At 52.7% G+C, this 16,852-nt stretch carries 16 protein-coding genes; 10 read left to right on the top strand and 6 right to left on the bottom strand.

Annotation, left to right across the window (positions count from 1 at the left end):
• Positions 1-61 precede the first annotated feature (61 nt).
• Complete coding sequence (locus ACK3CJ_RS21890) at positions 62-1,057, top strand: Ldh family oxidoreductase (protein ID WP_409524314.1); 996 nt, start codon at positions 62-64, stop codon at positions 1,055-1,057.
• 105 nt (positions 1,058-1,162) lie between these two features.
• On the opposite strand, the gene ACK3CJ_RS21885 is transcribed toward ACK3CJ_RS21890, so the two are convergent.
• From ACK3CJ_RS21885 to ACK3CJ_RS21860, 6 genes are all read right to left on the bottom strand, one after another.
• Positions 1,163-2,119, bottom strand: a complete 957-nt coding sequence (locus tag ACK3CJ_RS21885) for a GlxA family transcriptional regulator (protein WP_409524313.1) — start codon at positions 2,117-2,119, stop codon at positions 1,163-1,165.
• A complete protein-coding gene (locus tag ACK3CJ_RS21880; RefSeq protein ID WP_409524312.1) occupies positions 2,116-3,462 on the bottom strand; it encodes an NAD(P)/FAD-dependent oxidoreductase in 1,347 nt (448 codons plus the stop codon). Before ACK3CJ_RS21880 ends, ACK3CJ_RS21885 begins: the two co-directional genes overlap by 4 nt.
• A 126-nt stretch (positions 3,463-3,588) precedes the next feature.
• Positions 3,589-5,106, bottom strand: coding sequence for an aldehyde dehydrogenase (locus tag ACK3CJ_RS21875; protein WP_409524311.1), 1,518 nt, complete (start codon positions 5,104-5,106; stop codon positions 3,589-3,591).
• 3 nt (positions 5,107-5,109) lie between these two features.
• Positions 5,110-6,087: a dihydrodipicolinate synthase family protein gene (locus ACK3CJ_RS21870; RefSeq protein ID WP_409524310.1), complete on the bottom strand. Its 978-nt coding sequence runs from the start codon at positions 6,085-6,087 to the stop codon at positions 5,110-5,112.
• A gap of 240 nt (positions 6,088-6,327) precedes the next feature.
• Positions 6,328-7,317 carry a LysR family transcriptional regulator gene (locus ACK3CJ_RS21865; RefSeq protein ID WP_409524309.1) on the bottom strand — a complete coding sequence of 330 codons (990 nt, stop codon included), beginning with the start codon at positions 7,315-7,317 and terminating at the stop codon, positions 6,328-6,330.
• Positions 7,318-7,600: 283 nt separating this feature from the next.
• Complete coding sequence (locus ACK3CJ_RS21860) at positions 7,601-7,765, bottom strand: hypothetical protein (protein WP_409526644.1); 165 nt, start codon at positions 7,763-7,765, stop codon at positions 7,601-7,603.
• Here ACK3CJ_RS21860 and dctP point away from each other — a divergent pair.
• The 9 genes from dctP to ACK3CJ_RS21815 all read left to right on the top strand — a co-directional run bounded on the left by dctP (position 7,752) and on the right by ACK3CJ_RS21815 (position 16,827).
• Positions 7,752-8,678 carry a TRAP transporter substrate-binding protein DctP gene (dctP, locus tag ACK3CJ_RS21855; RefSeq protein ID WP_409526638.1) on the top strand — a complete coding sequence of 309 codons (927 nt, stop codon included), beginning with the start codon at positions 7,752-7,754 and terminating at the stop codon, positions 8,676-8,678. The genes ACK3CJ_RS21860 and dctP overlap by 14 nt on opposite strands.
• Positions 8,679-8,751: 73 nt before the next feature.
• The gene (locus tag ACK3CJ_RS21850; RefSeq protein WP_409524308.1) at positions 8,752-9,267 is read left to right on the top strand and encodes a TRAP transporter small permease; all 516 of its coding nucleotides are present in this window, start codon (positions 8,752-8,754) and stop codon (positions 9,265-9,267) included.
• A 43-nt stretch (positions 9,268-9,310) separates the two neighbouring features.
• Entirely contained in the window at positions 9,311-10,609 is a 1,299-nt protein-coding gene (locus ACK3CJ_RS21845; protein ID WP_409524307.1) for a TRAP transporter large permease, read from the top strand.
• 395 nt (positions 10,610-11,004) lie between these two features.
• A complete protein-coding gene (locus tag ACK3CJ_RS21840; protein WP_409526637.1) occupies positions 11,005-11,628 on the top strand; it encodes an ABC transporter permease in 624 nt (207 codons plus the stop codon).
• A 29-nt stretch (positions 11,629-11,657) separates the two neighbouring features.
• A complete protein-coding gene (locus ACK3CJ_RS21835; protein WP_409524306.1) occupies positions 11,658-12,821 on the top strand; it encodes an ABC transporter ATP-binding protein in 1,164 nt (387 codons plus the stop codon).
• 12 nt (positions 12,822-12,833) lie between these two features.
• Entirely contained in the window at positions 12,834-13,565 is a 732-nt protein-coding gene (locus ACK3CJ_RS21830) for an ABC transporter permease (RefSeq protein WP_409524305.1), read from the top strand.
• Positions 13,566-13,677: 112 nt separating this feature from the next.
• Positions 13,678-14,589: a glycine betaine ABC transporter substrate-binding protein gene (locus ACK3CJ_RS21825; protein WP_409524304.1), complete on the top strand. Its 912-nt coding sequence runs from the start codon at positions 13,678-13,680 to the stop codon at positions 14,587-14,589.
• 63 nt (positions 14,590-14,652) lie between these two features.
• Complete coding sequence (locus ACK3CJ_RS21820; RefSeq protein ID WP_409524303.1) at positions 14,653-15,486, top strand: nitrilase-related carbon-nitrogen hydrolase; 834 nt, start codon at positions 14,653-14,655, stop codon at positions 15,484-15,486.
• Positions 15,487-15,495: 9 nt separating this feature from the next.
• Complete coding sequence (locus ACK3CJ_RS21815) at positions 15,496-16,827, top strand: MmgE/PrpD family protein (RefSeq protein WP_409524302.1); 1,332 nt, start codon at positions 15,496-15,498, stop codon at positions 16,825-16,827.
• Positions 16,828-16,852: the final 25 nt, after the last annotated feature.

Raw genomic sequence — 16,852 nt, 5'->3', positions numbered from 1 at the left:
CTCCGTTCATTCCGGGAACGGTCGCGAAAAACAACATCAAGAACATGAGAGGTATCTTTCCTTGAGTCAGCAGACACTTTCCGCACACGATGCACAGGCTTTGGCTGAACAGGCCTGTCTCGCTGCGGGTGCTAACCCTGCCACCGCACACTCCTTGGCAAAGGCGACGGTTTCGGCGGCGCTTTTTGGGCATCCCGGTGTCGGGTTCCCGCATCTTCTGGATTACCTTTCCAGTTTCAGAGAGGGACGCATCAACACAGAAGCAGAGCCGAAAATCACATCGCCCCTGGCCGCTATCATCCACTCGGATGCGGATGGAGGCATCGCGCAGCTCGGTTTCGATCGGGCAATGCCGACGCTTGTCGAAAAAACCCGGGAACTGGGTGTGACGATCTTCATCCAAGGCAACAGCTATACCACTGGTGAGCTGGGTTATTATGTGCGCCGTCTTGCCCTGGAAGGTGTGATCGCCTTTGCCGTGTCCAACAGTCCAGCCGTGGTGGCGGGTTCGCCCAGTGGCAAGATAGTTTTCGGTACCAACCCGATGGCGTTCGCCGCGCCCCTGGCCGATATCAACGCGCCGCTGGTCATTGACCAGGCGTCCAGTGCGACGGCCTTCGTCAATCTGGTAAAGGCGGCGGAAGAGGGACGTAAGATTCCCGAAGGTTGGGCCATCGACGAGAAGGGCAACGCGACCACCGATGCGGCGGCTGGCCTGCGCGGTGCGCTGTTGGCATTCGGCGGAACGAAAGGCTCAAACGTGGCGCTGATGGTCGAGAGCCTTGCGGCTGGATTGTCCGGTGCCTCATGGTCGCTCGACATGCCAGATTTCCAGGGCGGAGATCAGGTGATCGACGCAGGGTTGACGATCATTGCGATCCTGCCCACCGTTATTGACGAAGACTTTTCCACCCGCCTGAGCCAGCATCTGGATCGAGTCGCCGAACGGGGTGGTACCTACGCGCCTAACCGCCGCCCGGTACGAAGCAATCGTTCAGAAGAGGACTGCATTGCAATCGACACGGTGGTGCTTGAAAAAATCCGTCATTCATTGTGAATGGTGGATTTTCCAAGGCATCCACCGCAAAAAATCACTTCAAATATTACAACGACGCTGGATGGAGGATGATGATACTCAATCAGTATCATCATCAGGCATAGGTTATTCAGCTGTGCTTTGTTGGAAGCGCAGCTTGTTTGGTGAAATTCCAAACAACTTGCGAAAGGTATTGCTGAAGTGTGCAGAGCTGACAAAGCCACAGGCAACTGCAACTTGAATCACCGGTATACTGCTTTGCAGTAACAAGCGTTTAGCTTGCTTCAGGCGCAGCTCAATATAGTACTTTGATGGCGTTACCATCAGATAGCGATTGAATTGCCGCTCCAGTTGGCGACGGGATAAGTTGGCATAACAGGCTATCTCCTCCAGTGATAAAGGCTCTTCAATGTTGTTACGCATCAACTCCACTGCAAGCCGAAGGCTGTAGGGTAATCGGGTTTCTTCCTCACGTCTGACCAGACTGGGCCCTTCTGACTGCGGCATGTCACAGGCCAGAATGACCTGTATTCCACGTTGAACAGTATTTCCGAAAATTTGACCACATACCTCGATCATCACCTGCATGGCGCTGCTTGGGCCAGCGCAACTGAAAAAATGATTATGAATCACATATGCTCGATCACTCGGGTGAGTCATTGGAAAGCTCTCTGCCAGGAGCGCCATACTATCCGGGTGGATACTGACTTCGCTGCCGCGAAGTAATCCATCCTCGGCCATGTAGTAACTGCCATTCCAGAGTCCTCCAACCCAGATATTTCGCTGTACAGAGGATCGCATCAGAGCCTGTATGCGTGGATCCGGTGAGAGAGGCGTTCGGTAACCACCACAGATCACCAGCATGTCAAACTGAAAGTCGTCCATGGTTCGTGGTAGAGGTTCCACCATCACCTCGATCCCGAGATCACATACCACCCGTTCACCATCAGTCCCGCAAGATAGGGCCTCAATCTCAATTTCGGGATTGACCAGGCGTACCGTCACAAGTGCATCCATTGCATTTGTGAATGAGGCCATCGAGAAGTGCTTCAATAGCACAAATACCACTCTGAATTTCTTCAAATCTCGATACCTGCCATCCACTCTTTCCAGCGCATGACCGCATTCGCTCCAACCGACAGAAAAGGTTCAGGCGGCAGGCGGCGTGGCTGATAAGATGATTGAAACTGATCCTGTAATGGTGAACGACCATTCACGGAAAGTTCCGCTGCCAGCATGCCCGATAGTGTTCCTTTCACGGTTCCGAGGCCGTTCTGGCAGGCTGCTGAGAACACACGCTCTTCAACCTCTCCAAAAGCAGGCACTGAGTTCCACGACAGGCAGAGCCTGCCACCCCAGCGGTGCTCCATCGGGACATCCTTGAGCATTGGAAAGCGTGTGGCAAAGGCACGGTCATGCAGTCGGGCCGCCTGCTGGATCTCCTTCTTGCCGATCTCCATTGACTGATTCAGAGTGAAATGGTTACGTACGGTAAGACGCGAACCACTGCCATCATAATCAGAAATACGCCTTACGGTTGTTCCCATGGGATCTGCGGGCAGTATGCCCCAGTCGGTTGCGCCGCCCAGCCGTGCCAGCTCTTGTGGTGCGAGAGATCGAGTCATTGATGCGTAGGTGAACACATGTAGCAGTTGGTTGGGGAAGTAGCCAAACGACTGGATATGACCGTTGACAGCAAGAATCAGGTTTCGTGCTCGTACTTTACCTTTGGGTGTATGCAGCAGGTGTTGTGCTCCAGGATCCATGGACAGCACAGGGCTGTTCTCACAGATCGAGACACGCGAGCTTATTTCAGCTGCAGCCATCCGGATAAAAGCTGCCGGTTGTATCAAGACGGCACCGGGCGTGAACAGTCCTTTGCGGTAATAGTCGATGCCGGTCAATGCTTTCATTTCAGCCGCACTCATAAGGCGAAACTCTTCGCCGAGAGCCTGTAAATGGCGGCTGTAACTGAGAATATGTTGTTCACCCCTTTCAGATGCGGCACCAGTAACTTTGCCGCAGGGGTTGAATACGGCACGACTCATGCCAGCCGCTTCGGCTGTTTGTCTGGCGAAATCGATTGCCAACCGGTTCAAATGGATCTGAGTGTGATCCTCCTCCGGTGAGCCTGCGTAGGTTTGTGAGTTCAGTTCGTGAGGCAGGTCGATCATAAAGCCGCTGTTGCGCCCCGACGGACCTTCGGCCAGCCGTCGTGCCTCCAGCAGGACAATACGTGCTCCATCAACAAGCTGGCTCAGTCTGCGGGCTGCAGCGATCCCGGCAAAGCCTCCTCCTACGACAACCCAGTCTGCCTCAATATCGCCATCAAGCTCTGGATAGTCTTGTGCAGGTGACAGTATTTCGTTCCATGCGGCTGGTCCAGAGTCTTTTGGCAGGCGTTTTACATTAATTATTTTAGTCATATTCCCTCTCCATTCAGGAGACAGAGTAAAAAGAGGGGCGTCAAGGCAATATCATTGTCAGCATTTTCATCAAGGGTAGAGACTGCAGAGCAGTTCACTACCCAGGCAATACTTACTGGGGGTGCATCAGTCGATAGCACCATCCACGGCATCATCAGTAAGGTCTATCCAGATTGTCTTAAGCTCTGTGTACTGATCGTGGGCATGGATAGAGTTGTCGCGCCCTCCGAAGCCGGATTGCTTATAGCCGCCGAATGGAGTGGTGATATCTCCTTCACCGAAGCAGTTCACAGTGACGGTGCCAGCGCGAATGGATTGAGCCGCACGCAGGGCTTTTTTGCCGTTGGCAGTGAAAACGGATGCAGCGAGCCCATAGTCACTGTCGTTGGCCACGTTGATTGCCTCGTCGTAGCTGGCAACAGTAATGACCGACAATACAGGGCCGAAAATTTCCTCTCGGGCCAGTTGATCGGTGCTTGCAACACCATCAAAAATTGTCGGCAGGATGAAAACACCCTCTTGTGATTCGCCACCGAGCAGCAACGAGTGGCCCGCATCCTTACCCATCTGAAGATAACTGGAGACCTTGTTAAAGTGGCCTTTATCGATCAGTGCACCCAGGTGATTCGCAGGATCCAGAGGATCACCGGTACGCCATTCACGTGCATGAGCCTGGATACGCTCAAGCAGTGCTTCTTTAACCTTTTCATGTACGATCAGTCGTGAGCCGGCTGAGCAGTTCTCACCCATGTTCCAGAAGGCTGCCTGAACCACCTGTGCTGCAACCTTGTCCAGATTTTCGGCATCATCGAGCACGATACAGGGGTTTTTGCCGCCACATTCGAGTACTACCTTCTTCAGATTGGAGTCGGCAGCATAATGCAGAAAACGACGTCCTGTGGCAGTGGAGCCTGTGAATGTCACCATATCGACACCCTTATGACGGCCCAGTGGCTCACCCACCTCAACACCGGTACCGGTCACTATATTCAGCACACCTCTGGGCAGGCCAGCATCCAATGCCAGTTCCGCTATTCTGAGCGCAGTCAATGACGTTTGTTCGGCTGGTTTTACCACCATGGAACAGCCCGCTGCCAGTGCCGGGCCGATCTTCCATGCCAGCATCAGCAGAGGAAAATTCCAGGGCAGCACGGCACCAACCACTCCGATTGGCTCGCGAACCACCATCGCTATGGCATCAGGACCAACGGGTGCGGTCTGGTCATAAATTTTATCGATTGCCTCGGCATGCCACTTGATGACATGGATCAGCTCGGGAATATCGATCAACTCACAATCACGAATCGGCTTGCCGGAGTCGAGACTCTCCAGTACGGCCAGCTCACGGCGGTTTTGATGAATCAGCTTACACAGCTTGATCAATACTTCCTTACGGGCGTTCGGATGCAGGCTGCTCCAGCGTCCGTCATCGAACGATTCACGTGCTTTCTGTACCGCAAAATCGACATCTTCCGCAGCACATGCGGCGATCTCGGTAAGGGTTTCTCCAGTGGCCGGGTTTACTGTAGGCAAGGTTTTGCCGGAGAGTGCCGGCCGGAAACTGCCATCAATAAAGCTCATCGCAGCTGGATTCAGTTCGGCAGCGATCGCTCTGTATTCTTCGTGGGTCAACAGGTCGCTCATGATTTACTCTCCTTTCTCTGTAATGGCTTTATTGCTGCTGATATTGGCCTTGAGTGATTTGACAAACCGGGACGGTTGCTCATTTTCAATATGGGCAATGGTGGTTTTCAATGTGCGGATGACCTGTTCCAGCTCGCGTTTCTCATCTTTATTGAGGCCCCGCAGAGGCTTGCGGGTGACGCCGGCAAAACGCCCCGACAGCGTGACGCCATATTTCACGCTCTGAATGAACTTTCCACCCTGCTCCAATACGCGCATCAGCGGCATCATGGCCGACATGATGCGACGGCCCTTATCGAAATTGCCTTCAACCACGCAGGCGTTATAGAGTGCGAGATGCTCGCTGGCGAGGAAGTTGGAGCCGGCACAGACCCAACTTCTGGCTCCCCAAGCGAAATATTCAAGTGCCTGATCATCCATACCACAGGAGAGCTGGATATGTGGATAGTCGCGTGCCAGCAGATGCAGGCGGTTGATATCGCCGGAGCTCTCTTTGATCGCGCAGAAGTTGTTGGAGCGACCGACACGGTCGAGAAACTCCTCACCCATCATGACACCCATCCGGCTGGGATAGTTGTAGAGCATCACCGGCAGATTGGCAGCGCGGTCCACTGCCAGGGCATGCAGTGCCAGTTCTCGCTCGGTCGGCAGTGAGTAAGGGGGAGAAGCCACAAGAAGGGCATCGGCATTGAGTTTGGCAGCGGCTTCCGCCAGCGCGACGGATTCATCCGGGTTTATTGAGCCGGTACCGAAAATGACCGGAAGATGGCCCTTGCAGCGCTCAAGGGCAAGTTCCAGCAAGCGAACCCGTTCTTCATGGCTTTCAACATAGTATTCGCCGGTCGTGCCACCAACGATGATTCCGTGTACGCCAGCTTCGGCAAGATAGTCGACACTGGCCACATAGGCATCATAGTCGATGCTGTAATCCTCTCGGAATGGGGTGGTTACCGGGGTATATATCCCTTCAAAATGCATCATGCTGTTTACCTGCTTAAATCGGTTGAATTATCAGATTGGACTATCTGACTGCATGGATACAGATTAACGATCAGGTGCAAAGTGGCACAATCGACATTTACTGCAGTAAAAGCATAACTCTGAGTTATGGGATTGAGTATGAGTATTCAGAACAAGGGTTTGAGCTGGACAGCCATAGCAAAAAAAGATCAAACAGCTGGCACGTGATCATACTGAGTCTCTGCCAGCTATTGCTGTGAGCTATTCGGTTATTTCCTGAAGGGCGTTTGTGGTTTCACATCTGATGCAGTCAACTACCCAGTCGCGAAACCGACAGAAAACATCGTTGTTGATCTTATTTTCGGCATAGGTGAGGTAGTGAAGCTTCTCTTTGAGTTCAAGGGACTCAGTGACTGGTTTTACCAGTTTTCCCTCTGTGACAAGCGGGGCTACCAGATGATGCCAGCCAAGGGAAACACCCTGATTATTAAGCACCATCTGTATCAGCATGTTGTAATCATTCGCGTTGAACAGATGTGCACTGTCAGCGCCTCGCACTCCAAGCTCAAGATCAAAAAATGAGAACCAGACGTCCCAGTCAAGATGCTCGGCGATCTGAGCTCGACCGTAGGGGCTCAGATTGAGCAACACGGTATCGCACAACCCTTCGAGGGTGGCGATATCGGGATGGGCTTCCAGATAGGCTGGCGTACAGACCGGGTAGATCAGGTCATGAAACAGTGGGACAGAGTGGTAGCCCGCGCGTGGGTCGGTGACTTTGTTAATGAACACATCCGGATAAATACCGGGCTCCATCTGTAGAAAGCTTTCTGTTGTCACAACATTAAGGTCAATATCGGGATTGGCGGCAAAGAAAGAGGGTAGGCGACGAGAAAGCCATAATGCCGAAAATGCTGGTGTACAGCAGATGGTCAACAACTGTTTGCTGTTACTGGATCCCTTGATGCGCTCAGCTGCCTGAGCAATATTGACGAACGAAAGGTAGGCAGCATCAAAGAAAATGCTGCCTGCTTCTGTCAGTTCGACTGCCCGCCCTGACCGGTTGAACAGCTCGACCCCAAGATAGGCCTCCAGCTCACGGATCTGCCGGCTGATCGCGGCCTGAGTCACACACAGTGCTTCAGCGGCACGCGTGAAGCTCTGATACTTTGCCGCAGCCACGAAAGACTTCACAGCTCTCAGTGATGGCATTTTGACCAGTACTTTGTCGGGCTTTACGTGTTTTACCATAGCCAGTTATACACAGCGTTCCATATGAAGGATGTTGTCCCGTTGAGGCTCAGCCTGCTCTTGCATCAAGATTGCCACAAAAAAATCAGTCACGCGACTGTTGCCCTGCTTTAAATCCGGAATTCTAAGCGCAACACAAGTTACTTGCAGCCAATGAGTTGCCCCCATGGGCAGCAACCTCAACCGCTATGGCAGCGATAACCTCAGGTTGTGATTTGTATAGAGTAAAAGTCGTTTTTATTAACTTCGCCACTGTAATAGCTTAAATAAAGGCCTGCGGTGGTCAGGCAAGAGAAAATCCCAACAAAAATAACTCTCCTGGAGAAGGTAGTATGAACTTTAAAAGCTCACTAAGAATCAGTACTGGGCTGGCTGCAGCAGTGGCTATTACTGTTATTGGTTTCTCAGCACCCACATGGGCAAGTGATAAAAAGCTGAAACTGTCCATAGCAACAGAATCCGGTGACCGGGAATCGCCTCATGGTCAGGCTGTAAAAAGAATCTCAGATATTGTTGCAGAGCAATCCGACGGTAGAATCAGCATGAATGTATTCTATCAGGGAGAGCTTGGCGGGCCTCAGGAGCTTTTCGACCAATTAGCCAGAGGTAACATCGATCTATTTCTAGGTTGGCCTCAAACATCCTATGATGAGCGACTGGGTGTACTCACACTGCCGTACCTGACTCTGGGTTGGGAAGAGGCTTTGGAAGCTTATGGCAAGGATGGCTGGATCTCAGAGGTCATAAACCCGATCCTGTCGGATATGGGGCTGGAATATCTGGGACCCTTTCCGGAAGGCTTTGGTGGTATAGCGACGGCGAAGAGCTATGCAACTAACTTTGAAGATGCTCGCGGGATCAAACTCCGCTCACAACCCATATTCCCCCTTCCACAAACGATACAGGCCATGGGGTTCCAAGCTGTACCTATTGACTGGTCAGAAGTCTATACATCGATCCAGACCGGGGTTGTCGATGGCGATTCGAGTAATGTGATCTACTGGGACTATACCTATTTTAACGATCTGCTCGATTATTTTGTCCACTCAAAGCACAACTTTTCCTTCTACACCTTCCTGATGAATCAGAACTCCTGGGATGCGCTTGACGACGAAGATCGAAAGATCATTGCTGATGCGGTGGAGGTCGTGATCAATCAGCAGTTTGAGAATGCCAGGGCCGAGGATGAAAAGTGGATTCAAAAGGCTCAGGAAGATGGAATGGAGTACATCGTGCCTACTGATGAGGAGATGTCGGCCTGGGTCGAGCGTGTCCGTCGGGATGTCTGGGTACAGGCTGAGCAGTCTCTGGGAGAGGATATCATGACTGCCGTGCGTGCTAATGCATCGGTACCCAAGTAACGGCTTGTCGAGTGACATGGAGTGGCACCATTGATCAGGCCGCTCCATGTTCAACAACTCAAGGAGCTACATCATGAAAATTATTTTCGAGTACTGCCTCCGAATTGATAAGGTGTTGGCATTTATTTTGAATGCTGTCGTTACCTTACTGGGTCTGTTCATCTCTTTTGCATTGTTTGTCGGCATAGTCTCCCGATCGGTACTTGGTATACAGGTATTTGGGCTTGAAGAGCTGGTACTGATGGCTGCCATGTGGGTGTACATGCTCGGTGCGGCCCTGGCATCAAGAGAGAGATCTCATCTCAGTGCTGATTTTTTTCAGGCCTTTACTGACAATGAGTGCTTGCATGACTCAATGAGGATAGTTGCCACTGTTGTGTCACTGGTGATGGCAGCCTTTTTCGTGTCCTGGAGTTATAGCCTTTTCTCCTGGGGATTCGAAAAGGGGCAGACCACGCCAGTATTCAGTATTCCACAATATATTTCGCAGGGGAGTCTCCTCGTTGCGAGCATTCTGCTGTTGCTCTACACGCTCAGGGACCTCATTGGTGATATTGGCAAGCTATTCATAAAACCTCTAGCCCAATAGACGTCTTCCCTCAGAAATGTCCTAATAATAACAGGAGAAGCATATGGGTGCCTTGTTAGCGATAGGTGCAGTCATAATATTAATGATCATTGGTGTGCCGGTCGTATTCTCGTTTGCCGCCATGACTCTCGTACTCTCGTTCGCCTATGATGTCGATATCTCATCACTGATGACAACGGGATTCTGGTCCATCAACTCCATCATCCTGCTGGCGTTGCCGCTGTTTATCATGACGGGATACCTGATGCAGTCCGGTGGGATTGCAGTGCGACTCATCCGCTTTGTCGAGGCCATAGTCGGTTCGTCTCGCAGTGGAATGGGGACCTCAATGGTGGTTGGTTGTGGTGTCTTCGGAGCCATTTCGGGAACGGCCTCGGCTGCAGTGGCAGCGATCGGCACCATCATGATCGATCCGATGGAAAAACACGGCTACAGTCGTCCATATTCGACTGCTCTGGTCGGTATCTCCTCGCTGCTGGGCTTGTTGATTCCACCCAGTATCACCATGATCCTGTATGCCGTGGTAACCCGGCAATCCGTTGCGGCTGTATTTCTGGCGACCATCGGACCGGGTATTTTGCTGATGATATTCCTGTGCGTTATCAACGCCATAAAAATGCGCAGGAATCCTCGCCATACTCCTGAGGTTCTGACGCTGAGCAAGCGCTTTCAGAATATTGGAAGCACCGGGTTTAAGGCTTTTCCGGCATTGATGCTACCGGTCATCATTCTGGGTGGGATCTATGGAGGTGTTTTCACGCCTACAGAGGCGGCTGCTGTTGCTGTTGTATATGCTATTCCCGTCGGATTATTCATTTATCGTGATCTCAGTTTGAGGACTCTGGCACGATGTTTTATCCAGGCTGCCACGACCACTGGCGTGATCATGATCATTCTGCTGTTTTCTTTTGTTGCCAGCCGTATCTTCACCTTTGAACGAGTGCCACAGCAACTGACTGAACTGTTACTTGACGTGTTTCAGAACAAGCTGCTGATTCTCCTGATGGTCAATATCTTCCTGATTTTGATGGGGATGATCATGGATGATGTCAGCGTTGTTGCTATTCTCAGTCCACTGCTGCTTCCCGTCATGGAGAGCATTGGCATCCATCCGGTACATTTTGCGGCTATTGTTGGAACCAGTGTTGTCATTGGATGTAATAGCCCACCCATGGCTCCCATCCTGTTCATGAGCTGTCGAATCGGAAAGGTCGGGATGTCGCAGGTCATGCGGCCCGCTTTCAGCTTCATGCTCTTTGCCGCACTGCCCGTGATGTTGATCACAACTTACTGGCCGGGGTTGTCGCTCTTTCTTCCCCGACTGCTCGGGTATGTGCATTAATCAGATCCCATTGCTGAAACAGCTTCGAAGCGTATTCGGAGCTGTTTGTATTCTAACATCCATTCCAGCGAACAGCTGATCTCAACGACGCTCAGGTCTAACATCTGATAGCTAGTCCATCCTCAGATGTCGCTTTTTCCTCCCTTTACAAGACTCTCCAGCCATACGATATATGTTGTCCCAGACAGTAATTATCGGATTCTGATACTCTGATGCTGATATATCAGCGTCGTATATTTATCTATTTATGTCGCATATTTTCGGTTTCCCCTGGCTCCCTGAGAGTACTTTAATCAAACACCTTTCGGGCGGTGCAGAGGGAGCTGACAGTCCTGTGATAACAATAATGAAACCGGGTAGTAAGAGGTGTTCCCTTGGACATTTTCAACTTTGTGATGCAGAACATCGATCTGCTGTTGAAGCTGACGCTCGAGCATATCTCTCTGGTGGCAGTGGCTGTCGGTCTGGCAACGCTGACGGGCGTCCCGATCGGGATAGCGATCACGCAGAACGAGCAGGTTGCCAGAGTGGTGCTCTATATCGCATCGATCATCATCACCATTCCATCGATTGCCCTGTTCGGCATCATGATTCCGGTGCTCTCTATTATCGGTCATGGCATCGGCTATCTGCCTGCGGTGATCGCGGTGCTGCTCTATTCCCAGTTGCCGATCATTCGTAATACCTATACCGCTATCAACAATGTCAGCCCGGCACTGCGTGAGGCCGCGCGAGGCATTGGCATGAGTCCGGTGCAGCGCCTGCGCATGGTTGAGATCCCGTTGGCGATTCCGGTCATCATGGCTGGTGTCAGAACCGCTGTGGTGATGAATATCGGTGTCATGGCGATTGCCGCTTATATCGGTGCGGGTGGTCTGGGTGTGCTGATCAGTCGCGGTATTACCCAGAGTGATCCACGGCAACTGATTGTCGGTGCGATCGCCGTCAGTATTCTCGCAATTATTGCCGACTATGCGCTGCTCTGGCTGCAGCGTCGCCTGACCCCTCGGGGCATCTGATACCGTATTCATGTGTGCAGGAAAGAAAAATGATAACCATCGATAACCTGACAAAAATTTTTGAAACAGATAATGGGCCTGTCACGGCGGCTGATCATATCAGCATGGAAGTTCCGGAGGGTGAGATCTGCGTACTGCTTGGCCCATCAGGCTGCGGCAAGACCACCACGCTGAAGATGGTGAACCGGATTGTCCCGCCGACATCAGGGCGCGTATTGATCAACGGCGAGGATACGACGGGACTGAACACGGTCGATCTGCGGCGTCAGATAGGCTATGTGATTCAGCAGATAGGACTCTTCCCGAACATGACCATCGAAGAGAACATCAGCGTGGTGCCACGTCTGCTGGGTTGGGATAAATCGCGCTATAAAGCGCGGGCGGTAGAGTTGTTGGATATGGTTGCGCTGGACCCGTCGATCTTCCTCAAGCGCTATCCGCGTGAGTTGTCGGGTGGACAGCAGCAACGGGTGGGGGTGATCCGTGCTCTGGCGGCTGATCCGCCGGTGATGCTGATGGATGAGCCCTTCGGTGCGATAGATCCAATCAACCGCGAGATTATTCAGGATGAGTTCTTGAAGATGCAGAAGGAGTTGCGCAAGACGATCATGTTCGTCAGTCACGATATTGATGAAGCGGTGAAGATGGCCAACCGGATTGCGATCTTCCGCACCGGCAAGCTGGTGCAGTACGACACGCCGGATAATCTGCTGGCGCATCCGATCGATGATTTTGTCGAGAGCTTTGTCGGTGATGACCGAGCCCTTAAGCGGCTGCGGCTGGTGCGGGTCGGTCAGGTGATCGAGCAGTCGGCACCCTCTGTGCGCATGGGGGATTCACTGGAGCATGCACTGCATCTGATGGAGCAGCATGGCTATACCCAGGCGATCGTGCTGGTGAACGAACAGCAGCAACTGATCGGTTATGTCTCACGAGCGGTGGCACAGACCACTCAAGGGTTCTGCGGTGAGCACTATTTCGGTTTGAAGGCAACGGCCTATATTGAAGATGATCTGCGCAAGGTGGCATCTCTGATGTTCAATCACGATACCACCTGGTTGCCCTGTACCGATTCTAGCGGCCGTTTTGTCGGGCAGGTGACTCAGCGTGGTGTCACTCACTATCTGGGTGCGACCTACCATGCACAGTCTGATTCGGCTGCTCTGAAACACGCATCTGCACAGGCAGAATAAGGGAGACGACTCATGTATTTCCCAGGTTTCAAGCCTCTGTTTTTGCTTGCACTGATGATTTTGGTGTTCCTGTCCGGCGTGACCATCGAGCGCAACAATTGGCTGGAGCAGTTTCTGTTTTACTCGGAAGACATCGTGTATCTGACCGGCCAGCATATTGAGCTGGTGACGATCTCGGGTGGTCTGGCGATTCTGATCGGGGTGCCGCTGGGCATAATCTTGAGCCGCCCGAGTGTGCGGCATCTGGCGGAGTCGGCGATGCAGGTGCTGAATATCGGCACCACGATCCCGACGCTGGCAATTCTGGCGCTGTCGATGAGTTTTCTCGGTATCGGCATGGTGCCGGCGGTATTTGGGTTAACTATTGCGTCACTGCTGCCGATCGTGCGCAACAGTTACACCGGGCTGCTTGAGGTGCCCGCCCATCTCAAGGAGGCGGCTGCAGGCATCGGCATGACACCGGTGCAGATGCTGCTCCGGGTTGAGATTCCGAATGCGTTGTATGTGATGTTTGCCGGTATCCGCACTGCACTGGCGATCAATGTTGGCACTGTGCCGTTGGCCTTCCTGATCGGTGGCGGTGGGCTGGGTGAGTTGATCTTTACCGGTATTGATCTGAATCGACCGATCATGATGCTGGCGGGTGCGATTCCCACCGCCTTGCTGGCCATCCTGGTCGATATGCTCGTCGCCATCTGTGCCTGGATGATTGTACCCAAAGGGGTCAATCCGCTACGCAACTGAGGCTGTAACAGAAATCGGTGAGTCGCTGAATATTTCAGATATCCACTGGATAGAAACAAGATAGTAAGACGAAAACAACAAGATAAAAACAAGTTATCAACAGGAGATTCACATGCACAAACTGATCAAGCCTTTCATTAAACCTCTCATTAAGCCTCTGGGTATAACTCTTGCTGCCATGAGCATGAGCTTCGGTGCTATGGCGTCAAGTCTGGTGGTGGGTGGCAAAAACTTTACCGAACAGCAGATCCTGACCGAAATGACGGCACAGTATCTGGACCATCTGGGTTATCAGGTGGAACGGCGTGGTGGTATGGGGAGTGCCGTGCTGCGTGCGGCGCAGGAGAATGGCCAGATTGATCTCTACTGGGAATATACCGGTACCTCGCTGCTGAACTACAACCAGGTGGAAGAGAAGCTGGATACGCCTGAGGCCGTGTATGAAAAGGTGCGTGAGTTGGATGCACAGAAAGGGCTGGTCTGGTTGAACCCGTCACGGGCGAACAACACTTATGCACTGGCGGTGCGTCAGGTGGATTCGGTGATAAAAAACCTGCATACGCTGAGTGATCTGGCTGCTGCAATCAACAGTGGTGAAAAACTGGTGCTGGCATCCAATGCCGAGTGGTATGCGCGTGATGATGGTCTGCGACCACTGCAGGAAACCTACGGTTTTGAACTGCCGCGCAGCCAGGTCAAGCGCATGGATTCGGGCCTGACCTATGTCGCACTGCGTGAACAGCAGGTGGATGTGGCACTGGTGTTTGCCACCGATGGTCGTATCCCCGCATTCGACTTCGTGATCCTTGAGGATGACAAGGGCTTCTTCCCGGACTATGCCATCACGCCTGTGGTGCGACAGGATACGCTGGATAAGAACCCCGAACTGGCTGGCCAGTTGAACGCTCTGTCGGCAAAAATAGATAACGACATCATGGCAACTTTGAATGCCCGTGTTGATGTTGAGCGGCAGACGATTGAGGAGGTATCGGAAAACTTCCTGCGCGAAGCAGGATTGCTCTGAAGGATCATCAGGTGCGCCGGGCTTATGCCCGGTTTTTTGTTTATGATTTTATGAGGAGGTTTCATGGGCCAATTGAATGTCGCTGTTGCCCAGATTAATCCGCAGCTATGTGAACTGGACACGAATCTGTCCATGCACCGGCACTGGATCCAACAGGCTCGCGATCAGCAGGCTGATCTGCTGCTGTTTCCCGAGCTATCGCTGACGGGTTATCAAGTTGGGCGAAGGACACCTGAGATGGCGATGAAGCGAGATGATTCCAGGTTGCAGGCGCTGGCTAAGGAAAGCGGTGATATGATCAGTTGGGTTGGTTTTATTGAATCGGCCGGTCCGGGTGAGTATTACAACGCCATGGCTGGTTTACAGCATGGGCGAGTGGTTGGGGTACATCGCAAGCTGAACCTGCCAACCTATGGTGGTCTGGAGGAGGGCAAGTGGTTTCATGCCGGGCAGGATCTCGATATCCATGCCTGTGCGCCTGACTGGCAGGCCGCCTGTATGATTTGCGCGGATATGTGGAATCCGGCGCTGGTGCACTGTGCCATGCTGAAGCGCCCTGATCTGTTACTCTCTCCTGCCAACTCAGCCTCAGCCATAGTGAGTGATCACTTTTCCAATGAGAACAACTGGACCGTCAATCTGCAGTTCTATGCCATGATCTATGGTATGCCAGTGCTGATGGCCAATCGCTATGGGCCGGAAGGCGGGGCGCATTTCTGGGGAGGCAGTCGTATTCTCGGCCCTCGTGGTGAGACGTTGGCTCTGGCGGAAGATCGGGAATGCCTGATCCAGGCACAACTGGATGCTGATGCGACTGCCGCAGCCCGCTTTGATCATCCGGCAATACGCGATGCTAATACCACGCTGGTACAGCGCCTGCTGAAAGCGATCGACTGAGGAGAGAGCATGACCCCGGTTGTTAGTTTCATTCATCAGTTGGATTTCGAGCATCTACCTCCTTCAGTGGTGGAGCAAGCCGGGGTATGTCTGATGGATCTGTTGGGTGTGGCAGTGGCGGGTCATGACACTCGCCTGAGCCAGATAATGGAGGCGTTTGTCTGCAATCAGTATCCCGGTGATCTACCGCTGCTGTTCAGTAGCCAGCGCGCCAGTGCCTGTGGTGCAGCGCTGTTTGGAGGTACGTTGATCGATAGTATCGATGCACATGACGGCCAGGTGCTGACTAAAGGGCATGCCGGTGTCGCGCTGCTACCTGCACTGCTGGCCTGTGCGCATGAGCGCAAATTGACGGGCAAGGCGTTCTTGACCGCGCTGGTGTTGGGTTACGAGATCGCTACCCGTGCCGGTATCGCCCTGCACGCGATGGCCAGTGATTACCATACCTCAGGAGCCTGGAATGCGCTGGGTGTGGCAGCGGTGGCTGCAAGGTTGCTTGATCTTGATCCAGCACAGACATATGAGGCGTTGGGAATTGCCGAGTTTCATGGCCCGCGCAGTCAGATGATGCGCTGTATCGAACATCCGACCATGCTCAAGGATGGATCGGGCTGGGGAGCTCTGGCGGGTATGAGCGCGGCGCTACTGGCTCAGTCCGGATTTACCGGATCACCGGCCGTGACCCTGATGAGGCATGAAGTGGCGCCGATCTGGCAGGATCTTGGACAACGTTGGTATATCCTCGAGCAGTACTTCAAGCCCTATCCAGTCTGTCGCTGGGCACAGCCTGCCGTGGAGGCGGTGCGCGCATTGCGATCTGCTCATGGGTTTGACCCGGCCGATATCGTTCAGGTCCATATCCATACCTTTCACGAAGCGGCATCACTGCACACACGTTTGCCTGCAACCACTGAGCAGGCTCAGTATAGCCTGCCCTTTTCGGTCGCCTGTGCGTTAATGGACGACACCATTACCATGCAAGCGATCGCAGAAACTGCTTATGGCCTGCAAGATCCGCTGCGTCGGCAGTTAAGCCAATGCGTTGTCATGCATGAGGTGGACGGCTATAGCGCTCGTTTTCCGGCCGAGAGATGGGCTCATGCCAGTATTTTTCTCAAGAATGGCCGGGAGTTGAGCTCTAAACCCTGTACTGCACGAGGTAATCCAGAAAATCCTCTACCTCGGCATGAGTTGATCGACAAGTTCAGATCACTTCTGGCAACGAGTGCCTTGGCTGATCTTTCAGATACATTGCAGATAAAATGTTTAAATATGGCGAACCTTGATGCGGACCAGTTGCGTGCATTTCTGCAGTTGCTGCAACAGCCTGCCCGTCTCTGAGCATAAAAAAGCCCGCACAAGGGCG

This window comes from Nitrincola salilacus (genome assembly GCF_046271865.1).
In the GTDB taxonomy this organism is placed as follows: domain Bacteria; phylum Pseudomonadota; class Gammaproteobacteria; order Pseudomonadales; family Balneatricaceae; genus Nitrincola; species Nitrincola salilacus.
The sequence above is the reverse complement of the archived record's forward strand: the minus strand, read 5'-3'. Positions and strand labels throughout refer to the sequence as shown.